We start from the raw sequence: 19,557 nt of genomic DNA, 5'->3' as shown, positions 1-19,557 counted from the left end.
CACCTAACTACACACCTGACGACGGAGCCTGATGAGCACACCCACGGTCGATCGCCGGCAGGCGATGGCATTACTCGCCGCCACACCCGCGGCACTGACTGCCGCGTCGACGCAGGCCAGTCAGTCCGCAGCAGCCACGACCAAAGACACTTCCAGCGTCGTCGTCACTCCAGTCGTGTCGCGCTACATAGCAGGCAATCGCACGACGTCGATTCCCGAAGAGCATCGCGAGCTCGCGCGCCAGCACATCCTCGATACGCTCGCGTCGATCGTGGCGTGTCGCGATCTCGAGCCATCCGTGCTCGCCCGCCGCTACGCAGTTGCGCAAACCGGATCAGTGAGCAACGGCGCAACGATTCTCGGCACGAAGGAGAAAGCCGCATTGAGCGATGCTGTTTTCGCGAGTGCGATGTGCGGGCACGCTGCCGAGATCAACGACTTCATCCCTTCAGCCTTCGTGCAACCGGGCCCGTCCATCGTGAGCGCGGCGATTGCGCTTGCGGAAGTTCGTGGCGGCAGCGGCGACGCACTCGTGCGCGCCATCGTGACTGGTTATGAAATGGCATCACGCGTGCCCAAGGCCGTCGGCGTGCGCAATCTCTATGACTCCGGCCTCGCGAATCACGGCATCGGCCCAGTGTTCGGCACTGCGGCGGCGGCGGCCGTAATGATGGGGATTCCGGAGAACCGCATCAGCGACCTGCTCACCTTCAGCGCCCAACAGGCGTCCGGATCATGGCAGTGGCTTCTGGATGTCGAGCACATCGAGAAGGCGTTCGTGTTCGCGGGCATGGGGGCACGCAATGGATTGCAGGCCGCTCTTTTCGTGGAAGCCGGTTTCCGCGGCGTAAGGGACAGTTTCGACAATCCGGAAGGCTGGCTGCGCGGCGGCCTCTTCGCGAAGGGCGATTCGAATCCCGCGTACCTGATCGACAGGCTGGGCGAGCGATCGGAGCTGCCGCTGACGGCGTTCAAGCGCTATCCCGTGGGGGGCCCGACGCAACCTGCGATCAAGGGCCTGCTGGACCTGCTGCCGAAGATCGATCGCGGCAACGTGCAGTCGGTCCGCATCGAAATGCCCGGCCGCTGGCAGGCCTTTCGCGACGCTGCCATGCCTGCACTGAACCTGCGCTACACGACGTCGATCATTCTTCTCGACGGCAGGCTGGACTTCGTTTCGGCCCAGTCGCTGGAGCGGATGGCGAACGATGCGAAGGTGAAAGCGCTCATGGAGCGTATCTCGATCGTGCACGATCCGGCGCAGGAAGCACCGGCGGGTTCACCGCGCACGGAATCGGCGCGAGTCATCGTGATCGAGAACGGCGGCAGGAAACACGAGGCCTACGTGCCTTACGTGGTCGGCTTCCCTTCGCACCCGATGAGTCGTCAGGAAGTCGAAGAGAAAGCCATGGAGCTGATGTCGCCGCGATTGGGTGGTGCGCGGGCGAAACAGGTCATCGAGCGCGTCCGGTCGCTGGAGCAGCTCAAGAACGGAAGCGAACTGGTGGCGATGATTGCGGCGTGAGTCGGATCTCTTTGTGGGTCCGACTTCAGTCGGACGGCATGCGAAGCATCGCTATCGCGACAACGTCCGCCTAAAGGCGGACCCACAAGCAGAGGCAGTCTTACCGCGCCCCCACCTTCGACGGTATATACATCTCATCCGGTGTCAGCACGCCGTCGCCATCGGCGTCGAGCGACTTGAACATCGCCTGGGAACCGTCCGCGTACTCTTTGGCCGACAACGCACCGTCCCGGTTCGCGTCCAGCTTCTTGATCTTGTCGGACGCTGAAATATCTTCCGTCGCCCAGGCGATCGCTTCGGCTCCGCGGCTGGCACCGATCTCCGCCGCCGTCACCTTGCCGTCCTTGTCCGCGTCCATCATTTCGAATCGCTTTGCAGCACTGGCGACATGCGAGGCGGAAGTGAGCTGGCCGTTGCCCTCGACATCCTGGACCATTTGCTGCTTCTGGCAGCCTGGACCGTCGCCCGCCGCTGCAGGAAGCGAAAAGCCGCACGCTGCGGCCACCGTGAGAACGACGCAACTGAGAGTTCGTCCGGAAGAAGCGCGCATCTGAATCCCTCCTTACGATGTCCGACCCCGGTTCGACGGCAATCACAGCATGCGGTTCCGCGCAGGCGGGGGAGGATCGGGCTGACGCCGTTGAAAAAGCAACTCGTGCTTTGATGATGCGCGCGCCGCGGCGTACTAACAACCGGAAAACAAGGGTAGTCCGGCTGTGGGTCCTGCTTTAGTCGGACGTCAGGCCGAAGGCCGGATCGCTAACGCGATGACGTCCGGCTGAAGCCGGACCCACAGTCCAGGCCGTCAGCTTCCGGCAGTCGCCGGTCGGGGTGGGCCGCTCGGGATGCTCTGTGACTTCACGATGTGCGCCTTGTCGGTGAACTTCATGGCGTCGTCACCTGCCGCTGTGTACGCCGGCCACGTCACGCCATCGGCGCACGTGAAGGATTTTGCCTTCGCGTCCATCTTGTAGAACGCGATCCAGCAGGAATTCACCAGCTTGCCAACGGCCCGGTCCGCTTGATCGACGGTGCCCGCCGCACTCCTCGCCCAGCCGGAAGTGTCCATCGAGTCGAAGGTGAACATGAGCTCCGCCGAATGAATCGCACCGGCTTTCCATTCGTTGCGACGGAAGCCGGGCACGTAGGCGAAGTTGTAGAGCCACGCTCCTGCGCCGGCGTCCCCTGCGGAAGTTGCGACCGTGCGCGCCGCATCGAATCCCGGTTCGCCGTCATTCGAGCCGACGAGGACGGGAACGTCGATCTCAGTGCCCGCCTTGAGAGCGTCGGCTGTCGAGATCGTGCGGAAGCGCCCGTCGATCGGCGTGGTCACGCCGCGACGCGTCGCTTCGGTGGCGGCAAGTGTCTGCGCGGAAACTTCCCGCAACTGGGCTGCCGTCACATTCTCGGGCAGGCCGAGCGCCTTCGCCGCGTCGACACCCTTGCTCTCCGCTTCCGCCATCGTCTGTCCGGGGCGTAGCAAGGCACCCGACTGAATGATCGCCTTGTGGTACAGCCCCTTCGCCGACGGAATCGAAAGCAGGTTCACCACCATCGCTGCGCCGGCGGACTGCCCGGCGACCGTCACGTTGCCGGGATCGCCGCCGAATGCGGCGACGTTGCGCTTGACCCATTCGAGCGCTGCGACTGCATCCGTGAGCGCGAAATTACCGAGCGGATCCTTCGGACCCGCCGCCTTCGTCAGGGCTGGATGCGAAAAGTTGGCGAGTGTTCCGAGGCGATAGTTGATCGGAATCGTGATCACGCCGTTCTTCGCATTCGACGTGCCGTTGTAGGAACCGAGATGACCGGCCCCGAGAAATGCACCGCCGCCGTAGAGCCACAGCACGACGGGTGCCTTGTTCGCATTAGCTGGCGCATAGACGCTGAGATAAAGACAGTCTTCCGATTGCACACCTGAGACGCCGCCGCCGTTCGGCGAGCCGTCGCGGTTGACGGGCTGCGGGCACGGAGGTTCATCCGCGAACGCCGCGCGCTCACCCACCCACTTGTCGAGTTTCGCCGGTGCCTTCCATCGCAGATCGCCGATCGGTGGTTTTGCGAACGGGACGCCGCGGAACACATTCACACCGTCGTTCGTCTCGCCGACGAGAACGCCGCTGTCGACGGTCACCTTCACTGTTTCGCGCTTCGCTTGCGTTGCGCTAGTTTGCGCGTGCGCAGCAACAGCAATCGCTGTGGCCAGCAAGCCGGCCGTCAGATGTCGAATCATGATTCCCCCTACAGGTCTGCGTCATTCCCGCGAAAGCGGGAATCCATGCCTTTAATTCGCAGCCGGCTTCGGCGCCGGACGCTGGTACAACTCGATCATGTAGCCGTCGGGATCGCGGACGAAGTTCGTGCCATCGACGATGGGACGCGCGTTGGAGTAGCCAGCGGCCACGACGCGTTCCGCCATCTTGCGGCCATTCGGAACGACCAATGTGACCGACCCGAATTCGGATGCTCCGGGCTTCACCTCGCCCTTGCGGATGACGATCAGCGTGTCTTCGCGGATGTTGCCCGTGAGCCCGAGCAGGTATTCGATGGGTTCGCCTTGCGCCGGCACCTTTGCCGCCACCTTCAGTCCGAGAACTTCGGTGTAGAACTGCTTGGACCGTTCGAGGTCGCTTACGCGCAGGCCGAGTCCGGCGACGCGAATCGGTTTCGCATCCGCCGCGAGCTCAGGTGCGTCGGCGAACGCGCAGAACGCAACCAATCCCATCAGCACCCATGCTCTTTTCATGATCAGTTGCTCGCTGCCGCCGCCACTCTTGAAGCGAAGACATCGGCGGTCGGCCCCGCCTGATACTTCGACTTGGGATCGATCACGATACCGTCGACCACGCGAATCGACGGTATGGCTGCCATCGATCGCCCGGGCTCGGCAGCCGCAAGGGACTTATAAGACTGCACGGACGCAACCTGCGCCGTCGCATCGGGCGTCATGACAAAGGCCGGAATCGCATCGACGCGCAATGCGTACGAGATGTGAGTCTTCTCGCCCTTCGGACCCGTCGGACTGAAATCGGCATTGCGACGCAACGCGTAATAGACGCCAGGGAGCTGCACCCACGTCAGCGATTCGATCACCGGCCCGCGTGCGCCGACCCATCCTCTGTAGACATCCTCCCAGGGACGATAGCCGCCGACGTAGCCGATCAACGAACCGTCCTGCTTCATTTCGAGCTTGATCTGCGCGCGCAGCAGCTCGAGATCACGCCAGTAAGCTGGTTCGCGCAGCACACCATCCACTGCCTTCGTAGACGTGATCACTCCGTTCTCGACCTTCGCGGGAAAGACGGCTTCGTATCGCGCATGCGGCTTGACGTTGAACGTGTAGTCGCGCGCAATGCTGCCGTTGCCGTCCTTCACCATCTTGTCGTCGCTGACGAAGAATCCGACCGTGACCTCTTTGTCGTTCATCGGGTCATTGCCCTTGCCGGCGACGACGATCACCGTCGTCCATCCGCCGTTGCGCATCGAGTCGTTGAACTGCAGCGCTCCGCTCGACAGCCGGCGCGGTCCGCGATACGTCTTCCAGCAACCGACCGTCTTGTAGAAGTTGTTGTCGATGCCCTTCTCCCCCGCGGGACTCGTAAAGCCTGTCTTCTTGCTGCCGTCGAGATCGATACCTTCGCCGATCGTGCCCGTCACAGCGGTCAGGCCGGGATCGGGCGTTGATGTCGGATTCACGTAGACATTCGCGCGATCCTTGCCGCGGAACGCCATCTGGTTTTGCCCGTGCACAGGACTGCGCGTGGGATTCGCCGGATTGCGCAGCCACTTCGCCTCTTCTTCGGTGTAGCCCGCCGTCGTCATGACTTTGATCCAGTCGACCTCGGGGTTCGTTCCGCCGGGACAATCGGTCCCCGGATCGATCACGCCATCCTTTGCGCCGTAGTACATCGCGGGTTCGTTCCACTCCACAACGTAGCCGCGAGTCCAGTCCGCGGAGGCGACGCCGGGAAGTGCTGCCGCCGCGATCGCCAGCCCGGCTGCGATGTGATGCTTCACGTCCGCGCTCCCAGGACTTCGTTGATCGGGTTGGAGGTCTTCATCGAACCGGAACCGAACTCGCCGACCGACGCGCCCGCGAGCTGCATTGCGGTGAGCGATACACGCGTTACCGAGTCACCATGGCCGGCGATGTGCTGCCCCGCCTTGTGTCTGCCGCCCGCGCGGCCGGCAAAGAAAATCGGAATGTTCTCGATCGCATGGATCTTGGCGTAGCCCGTGTCGCTGAACGCCATCACGAGCGAATTGTCGAGCAGCGTGCCGTCGCCTTCCTTGATCGCATCGAGCTCGGTCAGGAATGTGCCGAGGCCTTGCATGACGAGCCCGGCGAGGCGACTCGTTTCCGGCTGATAGCCGAGCTTCGCATCGGTGGGCTCATCGTGCGTGATCTGGTGATAGATCTTGCTCTGACCCGCCATGTACGTTTCCGACGCGCCCGAGGTATGCACGAACGTAAAGACACGCGACTGGTTGCACGCGAGCCCCATGGCGAGCAGTTTGGCCATCGTGCGGGTGTTCTCATTCACGAGCTCGACGGATGCGCCGCGCTGCATTTCCCTCGGGGCGGACGGAACGACACACGCCTCGCACTTCTCGGGCTTCTGCAACTGGACGGCCAGCTGATTCTCCATGTCCCGCACCGAACTGAAGTACTGGTCGAGCTTGATCTGATCGTCCTTCGCCAGCCCCTTCATCAATGCTTTGCGTTCCTCGGTGACCGCGGACAGCACGCTCTGGCGCAGCATGATCGAAGGATCGGGCTTCCAGTTGTCGCTGTTCGGATCCTGAAAGTCCGGCCCGAACAGTCGCGTGTACAGCGCGAGCGGCGTGACGTCTGGCGATGCGAACGTCGACCCCGTGCGAGTGGAATAGCTCACGGGCTGGCGTGAAATGGATGCATCGACGTCGAGAGACTTGAAGCGAGTGCCCGTGCCGATGGCGTCGGCTACCTTCGTGTCGAACGACGGACCGTCGAAGCGGCTTGCCGACGCGGGGGCGATGCCGGAGAGGATCGATGCGTGACCGCTCCAGTGCACGAGATTCGCGCGGCCATCTCCGATCACCCGGAAACCGGAGAACACAGACACCTTGTCCTTGACCGCAGCCAGCGGCTCGAGCTCCGGCATGATTTCGTAGCCCGCGCCGACTTTGCCGGGCACCCAGCGTGTGCCACCGGCCGGAGTGTCGGTGAGCCCGAGACCCCAGAAGTAAGTACCGAACCGTGTCGGCAGCGGCGCGCCGCTCGCGTACGCCGTGCCGTTGCCGTTGAGGAACATGTCGAGAACGGGCAGCCCGACGGAAACAGCGGCGCCGCCCATGAGGCCGCGAAGAACCGAACGACGGGTGAGACGCGATTTCATTCGTTACTCCGCGATGGGTGGCGACGGTGACGCCGTACTGGCGACAATCGGGGCGGGCGACGCCTTCTTCGGCGTCACGACTTTGAAGAACTCGGCACTGGAGGCGACGCTCGCGACGAGATCTGGGAAACGGTATCCGCTGGCAGCGAATGCTTCCGTCTGCGCGGCAAGGTAGGGCCGGTCGCGACCGACGGTCTTCTGCCCCACGCCGTACTGATACACATTACGAACCAGGCATGCGGGCACACGCGGTTCGTTGCGCAGGTACTCACCGACGCCCTGTGCGCCTTCGAGCTTCACTTCCTTGAGATCGGCGGTGACATCGATCGGCATACCGTTCTCGATCGTGCGCAACTGCCCGAGTCCGTCGAAGTGCTCGAGGGCGAGGCCAAGCGGATCCGTTCGGCGATGGCAACCGGAACAGCCTTCGTTCTCCATGTGATCGAGCAGCCGGCCGCGCACTGTGCCTTGCTTGCTGTCCTGAACCTTGGAGAAATCGACATTCGCCGGCGGCTGCGGCGTCGCCTGGCACATGAAGACTTCGAGCACCTTGATGCCGCGACGCGTCGGCGACGAGGAACCGGGATGCGCGTTGAGCGCGAGAAAGCCGATATCGGTGAGGATGCCCGAGCGTTCGGAGTCTTCCGGGAACGTGTACGTTGCCCACGACTGCTTCGACGCGAAGGGCACGTTGTAGACAGACGCCAGCGGCCGGCTGATGAACGTGTCCTTCGACGTGAACAGATCGCGGTAGTCGCCCTTTCTGTGCACCAGCAGATTCACGGCGCGCAGCAGCATCTGCTCACGGGACTCTTCCGCGATGGACTGGTTGAACTTGGGATAGATGGTCGGATCCTTGACGAGGTTGCCGAAGCCATCGAGCTGCAGCATGTCGGCAAAGAAAGCGCGGGCACCGGCCTCGAACTTCGGTGACGCGATCAGTCGCCTGATCTGACTGTCCAATTCTTCCTGCGAATGCAGCGCGCCGCTGCGCGCCGCTGCGAGCAGCTCAGCGTCGGGCGTCGAGTCCCAGATGAGGAACGACAGCCGCGAAGCCTTGGTGTAAGCGTCGAGGCGGTACTGGCCGGCGTTCGCCGGATCCGGCTCCGCCATCTCTACTCGGAAAAGGAAGTCTGGTGCGACCAGCAGGCTCGCCAGCGCGAGTTCGAGGCCGCCGTAGAAATCGCCTGACTGGTTCGCCCCGAGCGCCGCCGCCTTGAGTCGCGACTGCAGCTCACTCTCAGTCAACGGCCGGCGGAAGAGCGACTCACCGTACTTCGCAATGAAACCGCGGGCACAGGCATCATCCGCTTTCGATGGATCATGCGGCGCGCAGCCGACGAACGATTCCCGATCCTTGCGGCTCAACGCCTGATCCGCAATGGAACCGGCCAGTGCAAAGTACTGCTCGAATCCCGAAGAGGTCAGCGACAGGACCGCGCTGCCGAGCGCAAGCAGACCGTCTTCGCGACGCTCCGGCTCGAAGCGGGCTTCGACCTTGATGCCGGGACCGAAAACATCGGCGATGGTGTGCCGGTACTGCGACTCCGTGATGCGGCGAAGGGCGACTTTCGTGGCGGCGCCCGCAGAGTTCTTCTCAGCGGCCGGAGCCGCATTCAAGCCGGCGGCACCCACGAGGCCCGCACAGACCACCGCGATCATCCTGCCCCGTGCCGCGATCTTCGTCAGCAAAGCTCGTCCCCCTGTCACCGCGATGGCTCGACGGCCAGTTCGCATGATCAACCGTAGTACATTACTGGAGTGACCGTCAATTTAGCGAACGCCGCCGCGGAGCGTTCTTGACGAATCTTGCCGCCCGCTCGCACTGCAGCGCGCTCTGCCGGCGCGACTGACGTCAGTCTTCTTCCTCGCGGAACCTGTCGTGACATCCTTTGCACGACTTGCCCAATTCACGCCATTGCGCCTGGATGGTTGCCACGTTGCCCGACTCTGCCGCCTTCACGAGCTTCTGCACGTGCTCGCTGAACGCGGACTGCGCTTTCCTGAACTCTTCGGGGGACTGCCAGATCTCGGGCTTCGCTCGGGTCTCGATCTCCGCCTCGGGGCCAGTGCCGGCGGGAAACCAGAACTTCTGCTGTCGCGACAGATCGTCGATCTGCCGCGCGTAGTGGCTGATCGTCGGAATCGAGGGCGAGGACACTTTCAGTTCATCGCTGATTCCCTTGAACGCCCCGCCGATATCCCGCAGGGCTGCTTGCCTTCCTTCGATGATGGGCTGCGGATCGAACTCTTCCTCCGCAATCGAAACGCCGATGCCTGCACAGGTACCGAGCGCCAGGAGCGCGCCCGCAATTCGCAATGACCTCATGATCGACTGTGTCTCCGGATGAATTCGTTGCGATGCCGCGGGTCAGGATCGCTTCGTCCAGGACACGCAATGTCCGGCCGAGCTGACGGGCCCCTGCAGGACTTCGCAGTAACCACAACTGTCGCCCGCCTTCGTGGGTTTGAAGAACGAGCAGCCGTTGCAAGCCTGATTCGCGTTGCTCGCTGTGTCCGCGTAGTCGAGAGACTCGCGCATGTCGCGAAGGCTGTCGCTCAACTCATCGGGGTCCACGCACGCGCCGAATGCCTTGCCCGCAACGAGCGTGGCGACCGGCAACTGCACGCCCCAGCGAAGGAACCTGCGACGATCGAGTGACTGCATTCGCTGGCCTCTTGCCTGAAAAGCGGTGATGCGCGAGTGCGGTCATAGATACTTAGTAATGGTGCGACAGTCAATAACATTGACACGCGCTTGCGATCCCACGAATTTCCGCTCACGCTGCAGTATTGAAGCCCTGTCGGCGACAGGCTATAAGCGACGCCTATGCCCCGCACCCAGACCCTCAAGCAGGAACCGAAAACGCAGAAGGGAAAGCGCCTCGCGCCCGAATTGCGCCGGGCTCAGATGCTGGAAGCGGCTGCGCGGATGGTGGTGGAGCAGGGCTATCTGCCCTTGCCCATCGAACAACTGGCTCGCGCGGCGGGTGCAAGCAAGGCGCTCATCTACGCGTACTTCCCAACGCAATACGCGCTGTTCAATGCACTGCTCGATCGTGAAATCCAGAGTCTCGCACTCGCCGGCTTCGACACCGCTTCGAGGGTGAATGAACTCGACCAGGCGGCAGTGCTGTGCGCGATGATGTACCACGAGCATGTGGCGCGCAGCGGACCGCTGCTGCACATCCTCATGACCGATCTCTACATGAAGGAACGCATCGAGCCGCGTCTGCTCGAGATGCGCGACGAGGTGATGCGGCGGCTGCTCAAACTGGCCAGCGAATCATTGCCACTGAACGAAGCCGAAATTTATGCGGCCGTGGAAATGATGTCGGCCATCCCCGAGGAATCAGGTCGCCTGGTTTTCCACGGCGAACTGGACCCGACGACAGCGCGCCAGATCTGTCACGGATTGATCACCAGCAGTCTGAAGGCGCTGCGCGCGCCCGACGGGGTCAGGATCCCCGACTGACGAGATCGCGAGAACCTTGCAGAACGAGCGTTAGACAAAGCCGCTCGGCCGCCTCCTCCGAAATCTTCCCGTCCGCGATCACTTTACCGGCCCGCAGGCACAGGGTCGTCAGCACCACAGTCGTGCCGAGCGCCAGCGACTTCGAAATCCCATACAAGCCCACCAGGTTCTGCGCGTGCGAACGCACTTCGGTGTGCTGCTTCTGCCGGTTCTCCGCTCGCAACAATGCACGCACACCTGGGCTGCTCAGCAATATCTGCAGCAGACGACCGCGCTGTCCGATGTGCCTCAGATACGCTCGCGTAGTTCGTGTGATCAATTCGTAGTGGTCGTCCGACCGGACGACTTCCGCCTGCCGCGCGTCGCGGATGCGTGCGAACTCGCGTCGGGCGAGCTCACCGAAAAGTTCTTCCCGACTGCGGAAGTAGTTGTACGACTGCGTCTCGCTGATCCCGGCGATCGCGGCGATGCGCTTCATCGTCGCAGCATGCAGGCCCTGCTGCGTAATGAGTTCTTCAGCGACCTTCAGCAACTGCTCGCGGCGCGCCGAAGGATCCAGACGCGTTCGTGAACGCCGCGAGGACACTCGCTTCGCGGAAAATACGACGTCGTTGGATGCTTTTTCGGGAGCCGCCGGCAGCGGCTCGCGCGGGGGCTTTTGTCCCGCGGCGACTTTCACCCAGTAACCGCGAGTCGGATACGGCACCAGCAAGCGATTGCAGATCTTCGCGAGCGCGCTGCCGCTCAATCCGACATCTTTCGCGACGACCCCGAGCGGCTCGCTCCAGACGCGTCGATAGAGCTCCTTGCGGCTCAGGGCTGTCGACGTTCTTAGAGTCATGTGGGGCGAAGATCTGACCAGCGAAACTGCGCCGGACGCTAACGGGGCCGGCGACAGGTTGTCAACCTGACGCGGCCTGGTTCAGCGCAGTGCGAAGCGCCGGGCAAGTGCGACTGAGTCGAGTCTTGGGGGTCGTCAGCCTCTCGCCCGGCGCCCGCATTCGGGGCGAGGAGCCGCCCTGGCATGAGCGCCATGGGACGACTCCTCGCACGATCCTCAGAACACCTTGCTCACGCCGACCTTGAAGACACGACCGACGGGGCTGCCCGTGAACGGGTCGTAGCTCAGATCGAGTCGCGCGAACGACGGGTCTTCGTCGAACACGTTGAGCACCGAGAAATTGAGCGTGCTCTGCCACGGCAGTTCGGCCCGGTAGGTGAAGTCGTGAATCAGGGTCGATTCCACGACGCTTCCCGGATCGCCCTCACGGATGCCGGCGAACGTGGTGAGCGACTCACCCGTGCGGGTGTCATCCATCTCGCTCAGATACCGGGCAGTCCATCGCAGGTTGTGTGCGCCGAAGCCGTAGTCGATGTAGCCCGATGCCTTCCACGTCGGCAATGAACCCGCGGCGCCGCGCGTGCCGACATAGTCACCCGCAGCGAGCACTTCGATGCCTTCGACCACTGTCGCTCCCTGGTCGTACTCCAGGTTGTATGTGCCATCCACACCAATCAGCAGGTCACCAGGTCCGACGCCGTTGAACAGGTACGACAGCGCAACGTCGAGACCGGAGACCTTCGTGTTCGTCTCGCTGTTGTTGGTCTGGATGGCCGTTCTCACCAGGTTGGCGATCGCGGGCTGATTCGGCGTCGCGGCGCTGCCGCATCCCGTGCCCTGGAAGGTGAATCGGGAACGCAGCGCGGCGTAGTTCGGATCGATACAGCGCGTCGCATACGTCGAAGGATCGAAGTTCGGATCGTAGAACGCACGCACCATCGCCGTACCTGGCTCCGCGACGATCTCGTCTTCGATGTCGAAGCTCCAGTAGTCCACCGATCCGGTGAAGCCCGCGGCTTTCACGATCATGCCCACATTGAACGCAAGCGCGGTCTCGGCTTCGAGATCCGGATTACCGAAGTTGTCGTATGGCTTGTACGTGACCGCCTGTGCGGTGAAGCCCGATGTGGTCTGCAGGAAGCCCGGCACCGTCGCAGTCGCAGAAGGAGCGCGGAACGTCGTACTGACCGAGCCGCGCATCACGAGTGCGTCGAACGGCTGCCAGCGCAGAGCCAGCTTCGGATTCGTCGTGTCACCGATACCGTCGCCGTAGTCCTCGTAGCGCACGGCGAGTTGTGCATTGAGCGAATCGAACAGCGGAAGGTTGAACTCGGCATATGCCGCCTTCACTTCCTGAGTCAGGTCGTACGCCGCCAGCGGACCGAAGAACGAGAATGCGCCCGACTGCACGGTGCACGTCGCGGCCGGATTCACGACAGTTTGCGGGCATGGCGTGGTTGCAGGATCCGAAAGATCGTTCGCGTCGCGCACATAGCCGTTTTCGCGATACTGCGCACCGAATGCCCAACCGATGTTGCCGCCCGGAAGCGCGATGCCCATCTCGCCCGCGAGTACGGCATCGACAGCCAGCACACTCTGTTCGAGTTCGTATGCGTAGTCCTCGAACAGCCAGTCGATCACTTCCAGATTGTTGGGGACCGAAGCGCCCGCGGGATTCTGCTGGCCGGTGACGATGTTCTCGGCAACGCCGGTGGAGAACGGATTGAACCAGAGACAGCCGTTCTGTCCCGCGGTGGTTCCGGTGCAATTCGGTCCGCCGAGTCCTGAAAGCGCGCGACCGAGGCGGGCCACGAGCATGTCCGGCGTCGCCACGTCAGCGCGAGTAACGCTGTATGTCGCCGCCGTATCCCACGTCAGCGTCTCACCGATGGTTCCGTTCAAGCCGAGCGAGAACCGATAGCCATCGAAATTGCGCTGGTCTTCCTTGCCTTCGCCGGTCAGTGGATTGCCGCCGACGCCCAGCGGGCGCCACAGCAGTGCATTCGCGAGCATGCCTCCGGTTCCCGTGACGATCGCCTGCTGCGTCGGTGTCAGCTGCGGCAAGAGGGCTGCCAAGCCTGGGTTCGCGATCGGGATGAAGTAATTCGGCGCACCACCCGAGGCACCCTGATTCGGCGCATACGACGGCGATGAATTCTCGCGCTCGACGTTGTGGGCTCCGTACAGAGCTTCGAAATGCAGCGACGTGCTCTCGCCGATATCCTGATCGAACTGGCCATAGACCTGGTAGTGCTCTTCGTCTTCGACGAGGTTGTCGAATGCCAGGTACTGGAACGAACAACCCGTCGCCTGCGCGGCGCCGACCGGAGATCCCGTGCGGCCATCGGAGCCCGTTCCCGTGAACGTTCCGCCGAGGTTCTCGCACTGCGGGTCGACGATGCGCGTGGCGAATCCAGCGCCGGCGAGATAGACACCGGGGCTGCCGGAGCCGCTCCATCCGCCCTGGGGATTTTCGGCGAGCGTTCGCAGCGCCCAATCCCGTTCGCGAGCCGGCAACTCCGAACGTGCGCGATAGCCGGCAGTGAGGAGCAACGAGTTGGTCTCGCCCTTCCAGCCGTAAGCGATGTTGGCGCCGTAGTCGCCATCGGATCCGTCGATGTGGCTGTAGCTGCCGTCGACCTGCAGGCCTTCGAAGTTGTCGCGCGTGATGAAGTTCACGACGCCTGCGATTGCATCCGAACCGTAAGTGGCCGCGGCACCGTCTTTCAGAACTTCAATGCGACCGATCGCCGCGGTCGGCAACAGGTTGATGTCGACGCCGGCACCGATCGCGGGGTTGGGCGCCAGGCGCCTGCCGTTGAGCATGACCAGCGTGCGCAGCGTTCCGAGACCGCGCAGGTTCACGTTGGCTGACCCGGTCGACTGGCCGGCGCCGAACTGGTTCGAATCGCCGAACACGCCCTGGGACGCCGGCAATGCTTTCGCGATCTCGACCATGCTCGGCGAGCCCTGCTTCGCCAGATCTTCCGCCGTGAGCACGTCGATCGGCAGAGCCGCATCCTCCGCCGCGCCACGGATGAACGAGCCCGTAACGATGATCATCTCGATCTCGCTCGTCTCGGGCGTCGCGTCCTGCGCGGTTGCGATCTCTCCGCACAACGCCAAGGCCACAGCCGCCGCGATCTGACCGCGACCGTTTCTGCACTTCAACATGGTCGATTGCCCCCCATTTGGATAGTTCTTCGAGTCTCTGGCGATGCTTCACCTGAAAGCAGCGCACCGGTTGATCATGCAACCAGCTTTCTGACGTTGCAACCAGTAAGAGAATCTCGATGCCGAAGATCGCAATCCATCTCCGGGAGTGCTCACAAGCTATTTATTTGATACTTAAAGATTAAAATGCAGCCAGCCAACTCGCCGCTGAAACGGTCGAGAGCTGCGGCGTGCTTGACGCAGCGTCTTACTGACGCCAGCACCATTAGTGAACCAGCGCACGGAACCGTACCGCGCTGCGGGATTGAGCCCAACGAAGCTGGGGAGTGAGCCGGCGAGGATCCGCCGGCAGAGGAAATCAGGCGCGGATGCGATCCCAGAAGCGTTGCGCTTCTCCCTTGCGACCGCGCTGGATCAGGTAACCGTAACCCAGCTCGCCCGCCTCGGCGACGAGCTCCGGATCCTGATGAGCTGCTTCAGCGAGATTCTCGAGCCCGTGCTCGTTGCCGCCTTCGAGCAGCAGGCGCCCGAGCAGCAGGTGCGCCTTGGCGAACTTCTCGTCATTGCGACCGACGAGCAGGTGCAGCGTCTGGATGGCATCCAGTTCCTGCCCGACGTCGAGCAGCAGCGCCGACTTCTCCCAGAGATCTTCCGCTTTGAGCTGCTCTTCGGGCGTGCCGGCGTACTGAGCGATCTTCCATCGCACTTCACGGAGTGCGTCGTGGCGCTTGCGCCAGGCGGACAGGTATTCGTTGCCCCATTCGTCGTCGCACCATTTGAGCAGCATGGTCGCGTTGTCGCCCAGCAGTGCGAGCGCGGACTTGTCGGGAACCTGCGTCGGCAATTCCGGCGTCACCTCGAGCGCGGTGAGACGTTCGCCGAGCCCGGGATGCGTCTCCTCGTGGGTCGGATAAGTGCGCAGGCTCTGATCGAGCCAATCGCGCCGCGACCATTCCTTCTGCGCCATCGAGAAAACGCGCGGCAGAACCGAGTACGGCAAATACGGCGGTTCAGGCAACCGCTCGACCTGTTCGAACAGCCGCTTCCAGAAAACCTCCGCGAGGAATCGCCCCATGAGATCGGCCTTGATCAGGGCTCGACCCAGCACGCGGGAATTCGTCGCACGGGCAGCAGCACGGTCGGCCGCATACTCGTGCTCACGAGCGAGCACAAAGGTATAGGCAGCGAAGTAAGGGACGTACCAGCTGTAGAACTTCGCGAGGACGCGTTCCACGACACCCTCGGCAGCGGAGAACTTCCGCTCCACTTCCATCCACACCGAGCGCTGTCGGTAGATCCATGCGCTGAACGTATCGTGCGCGCCGCCGAGATGACCGATTTCGTGCGCGAGAACGGTCTTGAGCTCTGCCGTGCTGAGCGCCGCCAGCATCGGCACGCCTATTTCGAGATGATTTCGACAAGCGCCGAACACGCCGCGAGTCGGCACCTGCCAGAGAGCGACGGTGAATTCGCGATTCAGCGTTACCGAGTCGATGACCGCCGGCAACGAATTCCGGCCCGCCGACTTCTGAGTGATCTCATCGATGGCCGCGAACAGCGCGGGGACTTCTTCGCGGTCCAGGTAGCGTCCGGAGGGCAATTCGATCGATACCCACAATGCACGAACGAAAGCCAGGAGCACGAGCACCGAGACCAGGAAAACCACGCCGCTGGTGATCGCAGGATGACCGCCCGAAGCAAGAGGAACGATCAGCAGACCGAGCGCGGCGAGCACGCCGAGACCAGCCACGGCGACAGGTGCATAGCCGAGTGCCGCCACGAAGCGGGCTTTGAGCCTATACAACGGAGGCCGGCGATCCGCCTCATGCTCCAACCGGCCAATCAGAGTGGAATAGTCCGAAATGTCCATGCGCCCTTCCCGCTCGGCAGGGGCGCAGATTACGTCGCACCGACGACCGCAAATTTGAACCAGTTCTCACTTTCCTGTCGGTGAGCGGATTACCTGCCGTTACGATCGCAATGCCGCAAGACAAGAAAGAGATGCGCCGCCGCGGCGATACCGCGACGGCGCATCTGCTTTTCACGGAGCAGCGGTGTGAGCCATCAGATCCCTGCGCATTGCCCACATCGATTCTGACTATTCACCATCCGCTATCCGCCATCCGCTTCTTAGAACGAGTACTTCAGCCCCACGCTGAACGCGCGGCCGATCGCACCCTGCTGGTGGAACACCGGGTTGTAGTTGAGGCCGCCGTAGGTATACGGATCGAACGGAGGCTTCTCGTCAAGCAGGTTCTTGATGCTCGCGCTGAACTCCCATGCTTCACCGTAGACATACGAGCCGCGCAGATCGACCGTCGTGAACGAGTCGACTTTGCAGCCGTTCGGCACTGAGCCGTCCGGGTTGTAGACGCCGCAGACTTTGCCCGCCGGATCCGCGACGACGTAGTAGCCCTCGCCCGTCGTCGTGGTGTACGTGCCATCGCCCACGTCGACCAGCTCTTCGCCTTCGTGGTCGATCATGTCCATGCTGCTCACGTAGCCGACGGCTCCCGTGACGGACAGATTTCCGTAGTCCCACGTGAGCTGCAGCCGTCCGCGATCGGCAGGTGTGCCACCTGCGGCGCTGAGCACGTACGGCCCGTGCGTGCCGGCGTACTCGAACGCCTGCCCTCCCGGCACCTGCCGCTCGAAGCTCAGCACGTGCGTCCACACCAATGCCGCGGTCAAAGTGCCTGCACCGCCGAGCTCGAAGCGCTGACGCACGTCGAGGTCAAAACCATCGGTGTTGGTCTTGTTCGCATTGACGAACGGAGCGGAGATCGTGGCGAGATCGCCGAACTCATCGTAGAACAGGTAAGAGTTCGGAATCAGGCCGGGAATCCGCGAGTCCGGCACGCCGTTGACGGGCAGATCGCCCACCACCACCGCCTGGTCGGCAGCGACGATTTCGTTGTCGCGATCGATGCGATAGTAGTCGACCGACACGCTGGTGCCCTGGATCGGTTCATAGACCACGCCGAACGTGTACGCCTGCGCTTCCTCGGGCTTCAGATCGGGGTTGCCGGTCGTGAGGATGCCGATGTTGGTGAAGCCGAACGATGCGCTGTTGCCGCTCTCGGCCGGACCAGGAGCGCGGAATGCTTCCTGGTACGTGCCGCGCAACAGCAGTTGCGAGAACGGCTTGAAGGTCACACCGACCTTGGGTGTCATCGAGGAGCCGTAGTCGTCGTAGTGGTCGTAGCGCAGCGCTGCATTCAACCCGAGCATCGAGGTGACAGGCGCATCGACTTCCACATAGCCTGCGTAGACTTCGCGGTCTTTCGAGTACGCGGAGTAGCCGAGGCCGACGATCTCGCCGGTGTTGGTGAAGGGAACGGGCGGCGTGTCGACTTCTTCATTGCGCCATTCAGTGCCGACCGCGAGCCCGAGCCGTCCGCCCGGCAGATCGATGAGCGAGCCTGAGATGCGTGCATCCATCATCGCAACCGTGCTGGTCGGTTCGCGCACGAGCGTCGGCGAAATCGCGTTCAGCAGCTCCTGCGAGTTCAGCGCACCATCGACACGGAACTGGCCGGAGTTCAGCGCGGCCTGCAGCACCGGATGACGGATGTAGCCTGTGTTCGTATCCGTGAGACGGTTGTCGATATAGCCGACGCCCACATCCCATTCCCAGTCCGCGCCGATTTCACCTGTCAGTCCGGCGATGCCGCGGAAGACTTCCGTTTCCTGTTCGCCGTTTCGCCCGCCGACCATCGTCGTGAGCAGGCTCAGGGTGCGGGCGACACCGGTCGGGTTATCGGGGTGATTCGCCGGCAGCACCGTCGTGTGAACGATCGGGCTGGCCGGATTGGCGGGATCGTAGACGCCGTTGTCATTCACGCCGCCTGGCGAGCCGAGCGCGGTGACATGCGAACTGAAGTAGCCGAGCTCCGCGTAGGCCTCGAGTGTGTCGCTGAACTTGAAGCTGCCGCGAGCCATGACATTGAGACGTTCGACTTCCGGCGCAATCTGGATGTAGTCGATGGTGTCGAAAACGCAGACCCCCGTGACGCTCGATACTTCCGGGCACGGCAGCAGGTTGATGCGCTGCTGCACCTGCCCGCCCGGAACGCGCACCGAGCCATAGGGCGTGCTGCCGCTGAATGCCGGTACGCCGGGAGAGTAGTTGCCGGCGCCCGCGTAGGGTGCGCCCTGGCGGCTATCGAAGAAGCCGTAGGGACGCAGATCGTGCGTGCCGAGATAGCCGCCGCGATCACCTTGTGCGATAGCCTTTTCCTCCAGGCCTTCGACCGCGACGTAGCCGCTGAAGCGATCAGTGGTCGTACCCGCCATCACCGAGAGACGGTAGGTGTCGCCGTCACCGCGCTGAGTCACGCCGCTTTCACCCGAGATGGAAACGCCGTCGAACTTCTCGCGCAGGATGATGTTGACGACGCCGGCCACCGCATCCGATCCGTAGATCGCGGAACCGCCGTCCTTCAGCACTTCGATGCGCTCGACGGCTTCGAACGGAATGGAGTTCAGATCGACGAACGTGCGGACGCCGTCATCCGCGAGACCGTAGCTCGCCATGCGCCGGCCGTTGACCAGCACCAGGGTCGAGTTCACACCGAGTCCGCGCAGGGAAATACCCGCCGAGCCTGCAGCAAAACCACCCGTCGCCGCGGTGGGGATCGAGCCCTGGTTGTCCGACTGAACGACGTTGCGGATCACGTCCGCAATGTTCGTCGCGCCGGTGCGTTCGATGTCCTTGCGATCGACGACCTGAACCGGCGAAGCGGTTTCGTCGTCCACGCGCCGGATGCGCGAGCCCGTAACGATGATCTCCTGGATCGATGGATCCTGCGCGAATGCGACCGGCGCACTGGTCACGCCGACGCACGCCAGCAGCGTGCAATGAATCGCCCGTCGCAGCGAAAGAATATTCGTGCTCATACCCGCAACTCTCCTGTGTGTATTCGCCGGCTGCCATCGCGACGCGCATGCGCCGGCGGCCAGGTCCGGACCTGTGGTCGGCACGCATCAACAGGCACTCGAGGTCTTTTGCGTCGCCGACAATCAGGTCAGCGGTACCAGCACGGGAATCAGCTCACTTCAGGCGGGACACTGCTGTCGTGAGCTGTTTTTCGGGTTTTTTCCGCTAACACTATGAATGCCGCGCCTTGAGACAGAACGAACAGGATGTGCGACGGGCCGGTGA

The 19,557-nt window shown here is 62.9% G+C and carries 14 protein-coding genes; 2 read left to right on the top strand and 12 right to left on the bottom strand.

Going from position 1 to position 19,557, the window contains the following annotated elements; all coding sequences use genetic code 11:
- The first annotated feature begins 31 nt into the window (after positions 1-31).
- On the top strand, positions 32-1,525 hold the full coding sequence (locus HNQ60_RS14325) for an MmgE/PrpD family protein (protein WP_184332914.1): 1,494 nt from the start codon (positions 32-34) through the stop codon (positions 1,523-1,525).
- Positions 1,526-1,625: 100 nt separating this feature from the next.
- Here the strand turns inward: HNQ60_RS14325 and HNQ60_RS14320 are convergent, their stop codons facing one another.
- The 8 genes from HNQ60_RS14320 to HNQ60_RS14285 all read right to left on the bottom strand — a co-directional run bounded on the left by HNQ60_RS14320 (position 1,626) and on the right by HNQ60_RS14285 (position 9,571).
- Positions 1,626-2,075, bottom strand: coding sequence for an EF-hand domain-containing protein (locus tag HNQ60_RS14320; RefSeq protein WP_184332913.1), 450 nt, complete (start codon positions 2,073-2,075; stop codon positions 1,626-1,628).
- Positions 2,076-2,330: 255 nt separating this feature from the next.
- Positions 2,331-3,758, bottom strand: coding sequence for a carboxylesterase/lipase family protein (locus HNQ60_RS14315; RefSeq protein ID WP_184332911.1), 1,428 nt, complete (start codon positions 3,756-3,758; stop codon positions 2,331-2,333).
- Positions 3,759-3,809: 51 nt separating this feature from the next.
- Entirely contained in the window at positions 3,810-4,271 is a 462-nt protein-coding gene (locus tag HNQ60_RS14310; protein WP_184332909.1) for a VOC family protein, read from the bottom strand.
- Between the two features lie 2 nt (positions 4,272-4,273).
- Positions 4,274-5,542 (bottom strand): hypothetical protein, encoded by a 1,269-nt coding sequence (locus tag HNQ60_RS14305; protein WP_184332907.1) that lies wholly within the window; start codon positions 5,540-5,542, stop codon positions 4,274-4,276.
- Entirely contained in the window at positions 5,539-6,903 is a 1,365-nt protein-coding gene (locus HNQ60_RS14300; RefSeq protein ID WP_184332905.1) for a DUF1552 domain-containing protein, read from the bottom strand. Before HNQ60_RS14300 ends, HNQ60_RS14305 begins: the two co-directional genes overlap by 4 nt.
- Before the next feature lie 3 nt (positions 6,904-6,906).
- On the bottom strand, positions 6,907-8,640 hold the full coding sequence (locus tag HNQ60_RS14295; protein WP_184332902.1) for a DUF1592 domain-containing protein: 1,734 nt from the start codon (positions 8,638-8,640) through the stop codon (positions 6,907-6,909).
- A 118-nt stretch (positions 8,641-8,758) separates the two neighbouring features.
- On the bottom strand, positions 8,759-9,232 hold the full coding sequence (locus HNQ60_RS14290) for a c-type cytochrome (protein WP_184332900.1): 474 nt from the start codon (positions 9,230-9,232) through the stop codon (positions 8,759-8,761).
- Positions 9,233-9,274: 42 nt separating this feature from the next.
- Entirely contained in the window at positions 9,275-9,571 is a 297-nt protein-coding gene (locus HNQ60_RS14285) for a high-potential iron-sulfur protein (RefSeq protein ID WP_184332898.1), read from the bottom strand.
- 162 nt (positions 9,572-9,733) lie between these two features.
- On the opposite strand from HNQ60_RS14285, the gene HNQ60_RS14280 reads away from it, so the two are divergent.
- The gene (locus HNQ60_RS14280) at positions 9,734-10,378 is read left to right on the top strand and encodes a TetR/AcrR family transcriptional regulator (protein WP_184332896.1); all 645 of its coding nucleotides are present in this window, start codon (positions 9,734-9,736) and stop codon (positions 10,376-10,378) included.
- On the opposite strand, the gene HNQ60_RS14275 is transcribed toward HNQ60_RS14280, so the two are convergent.
- From HNQ60_RS14275 to HNQ60_RS14260, 4 genes are all read right to left on the bottom strand, one after another.
- Positions 10,362-11,219 (bottom strand): TetR/AcrR family transcriptional regulator, encoded by an 858-nt coding sequence (locus HNQ60_RS14275; protein ID WP_184332894.1) that lies wholly within the window; start codon positions 11,217-11,219, stop codon positions 10,362-10,364. The genes HNQ60_RS14280 and HNQ60_RS14275 overlap by 17 nt on opposite strands.
- Positions 11,220-11,435: 216 nt before the next feature.
- Complete coding sequence (locus HNQ60_RS14270; protein WP_184332892.1) at positions 11,436-14,393, bottom strand: TonB-dependent receptor domain-containing protein; 2,958 nt, start codon at positions 14,391-14,393, stop codon at positions 11,436-11,438.
- Positions 14,394-14,751: 358 nt separating this feature from the next.
- Positions 14,752-16,263, bottom strand: a complete 1,512-nt coding sequence (locus HNQ60_RS14265; protein ID WP_184332890.1) for a M48 family metallopeptidase — start codon at positions 16,261-16,263, stop codon at positions 14,752-14,754.
- Positions 16,264-16,523: 260 nt separating this feature from the next.
- The gene (locus HNQ60_RS14260; protein WP_184332888.1) at positions 16,524-19,292 is read right to left on the bottom strand and encodes a TonB-dependent receptor; all 2,769 of its coding nucleotides are present in this window, start codon (positions 19,290-19,292) and stop codon (positions 16,524-16,526) included.
- Positions 19,293-19,557 lie beyond the last annotated feature (265 nt).

The sequence above is a fragment of the Povalibacter uvarum genome, assembly GCF_014202975.1.
GTDB lineage: Bacteria > Pseudomonadota > Gammaproteobacteria > Steroidobacterales > Steroidobacteraceae > Steroidobacter > Steroidobacter uvarum.
This window is presented reverse-complemented; position numbering and strand designations above follow the sequence as displayed.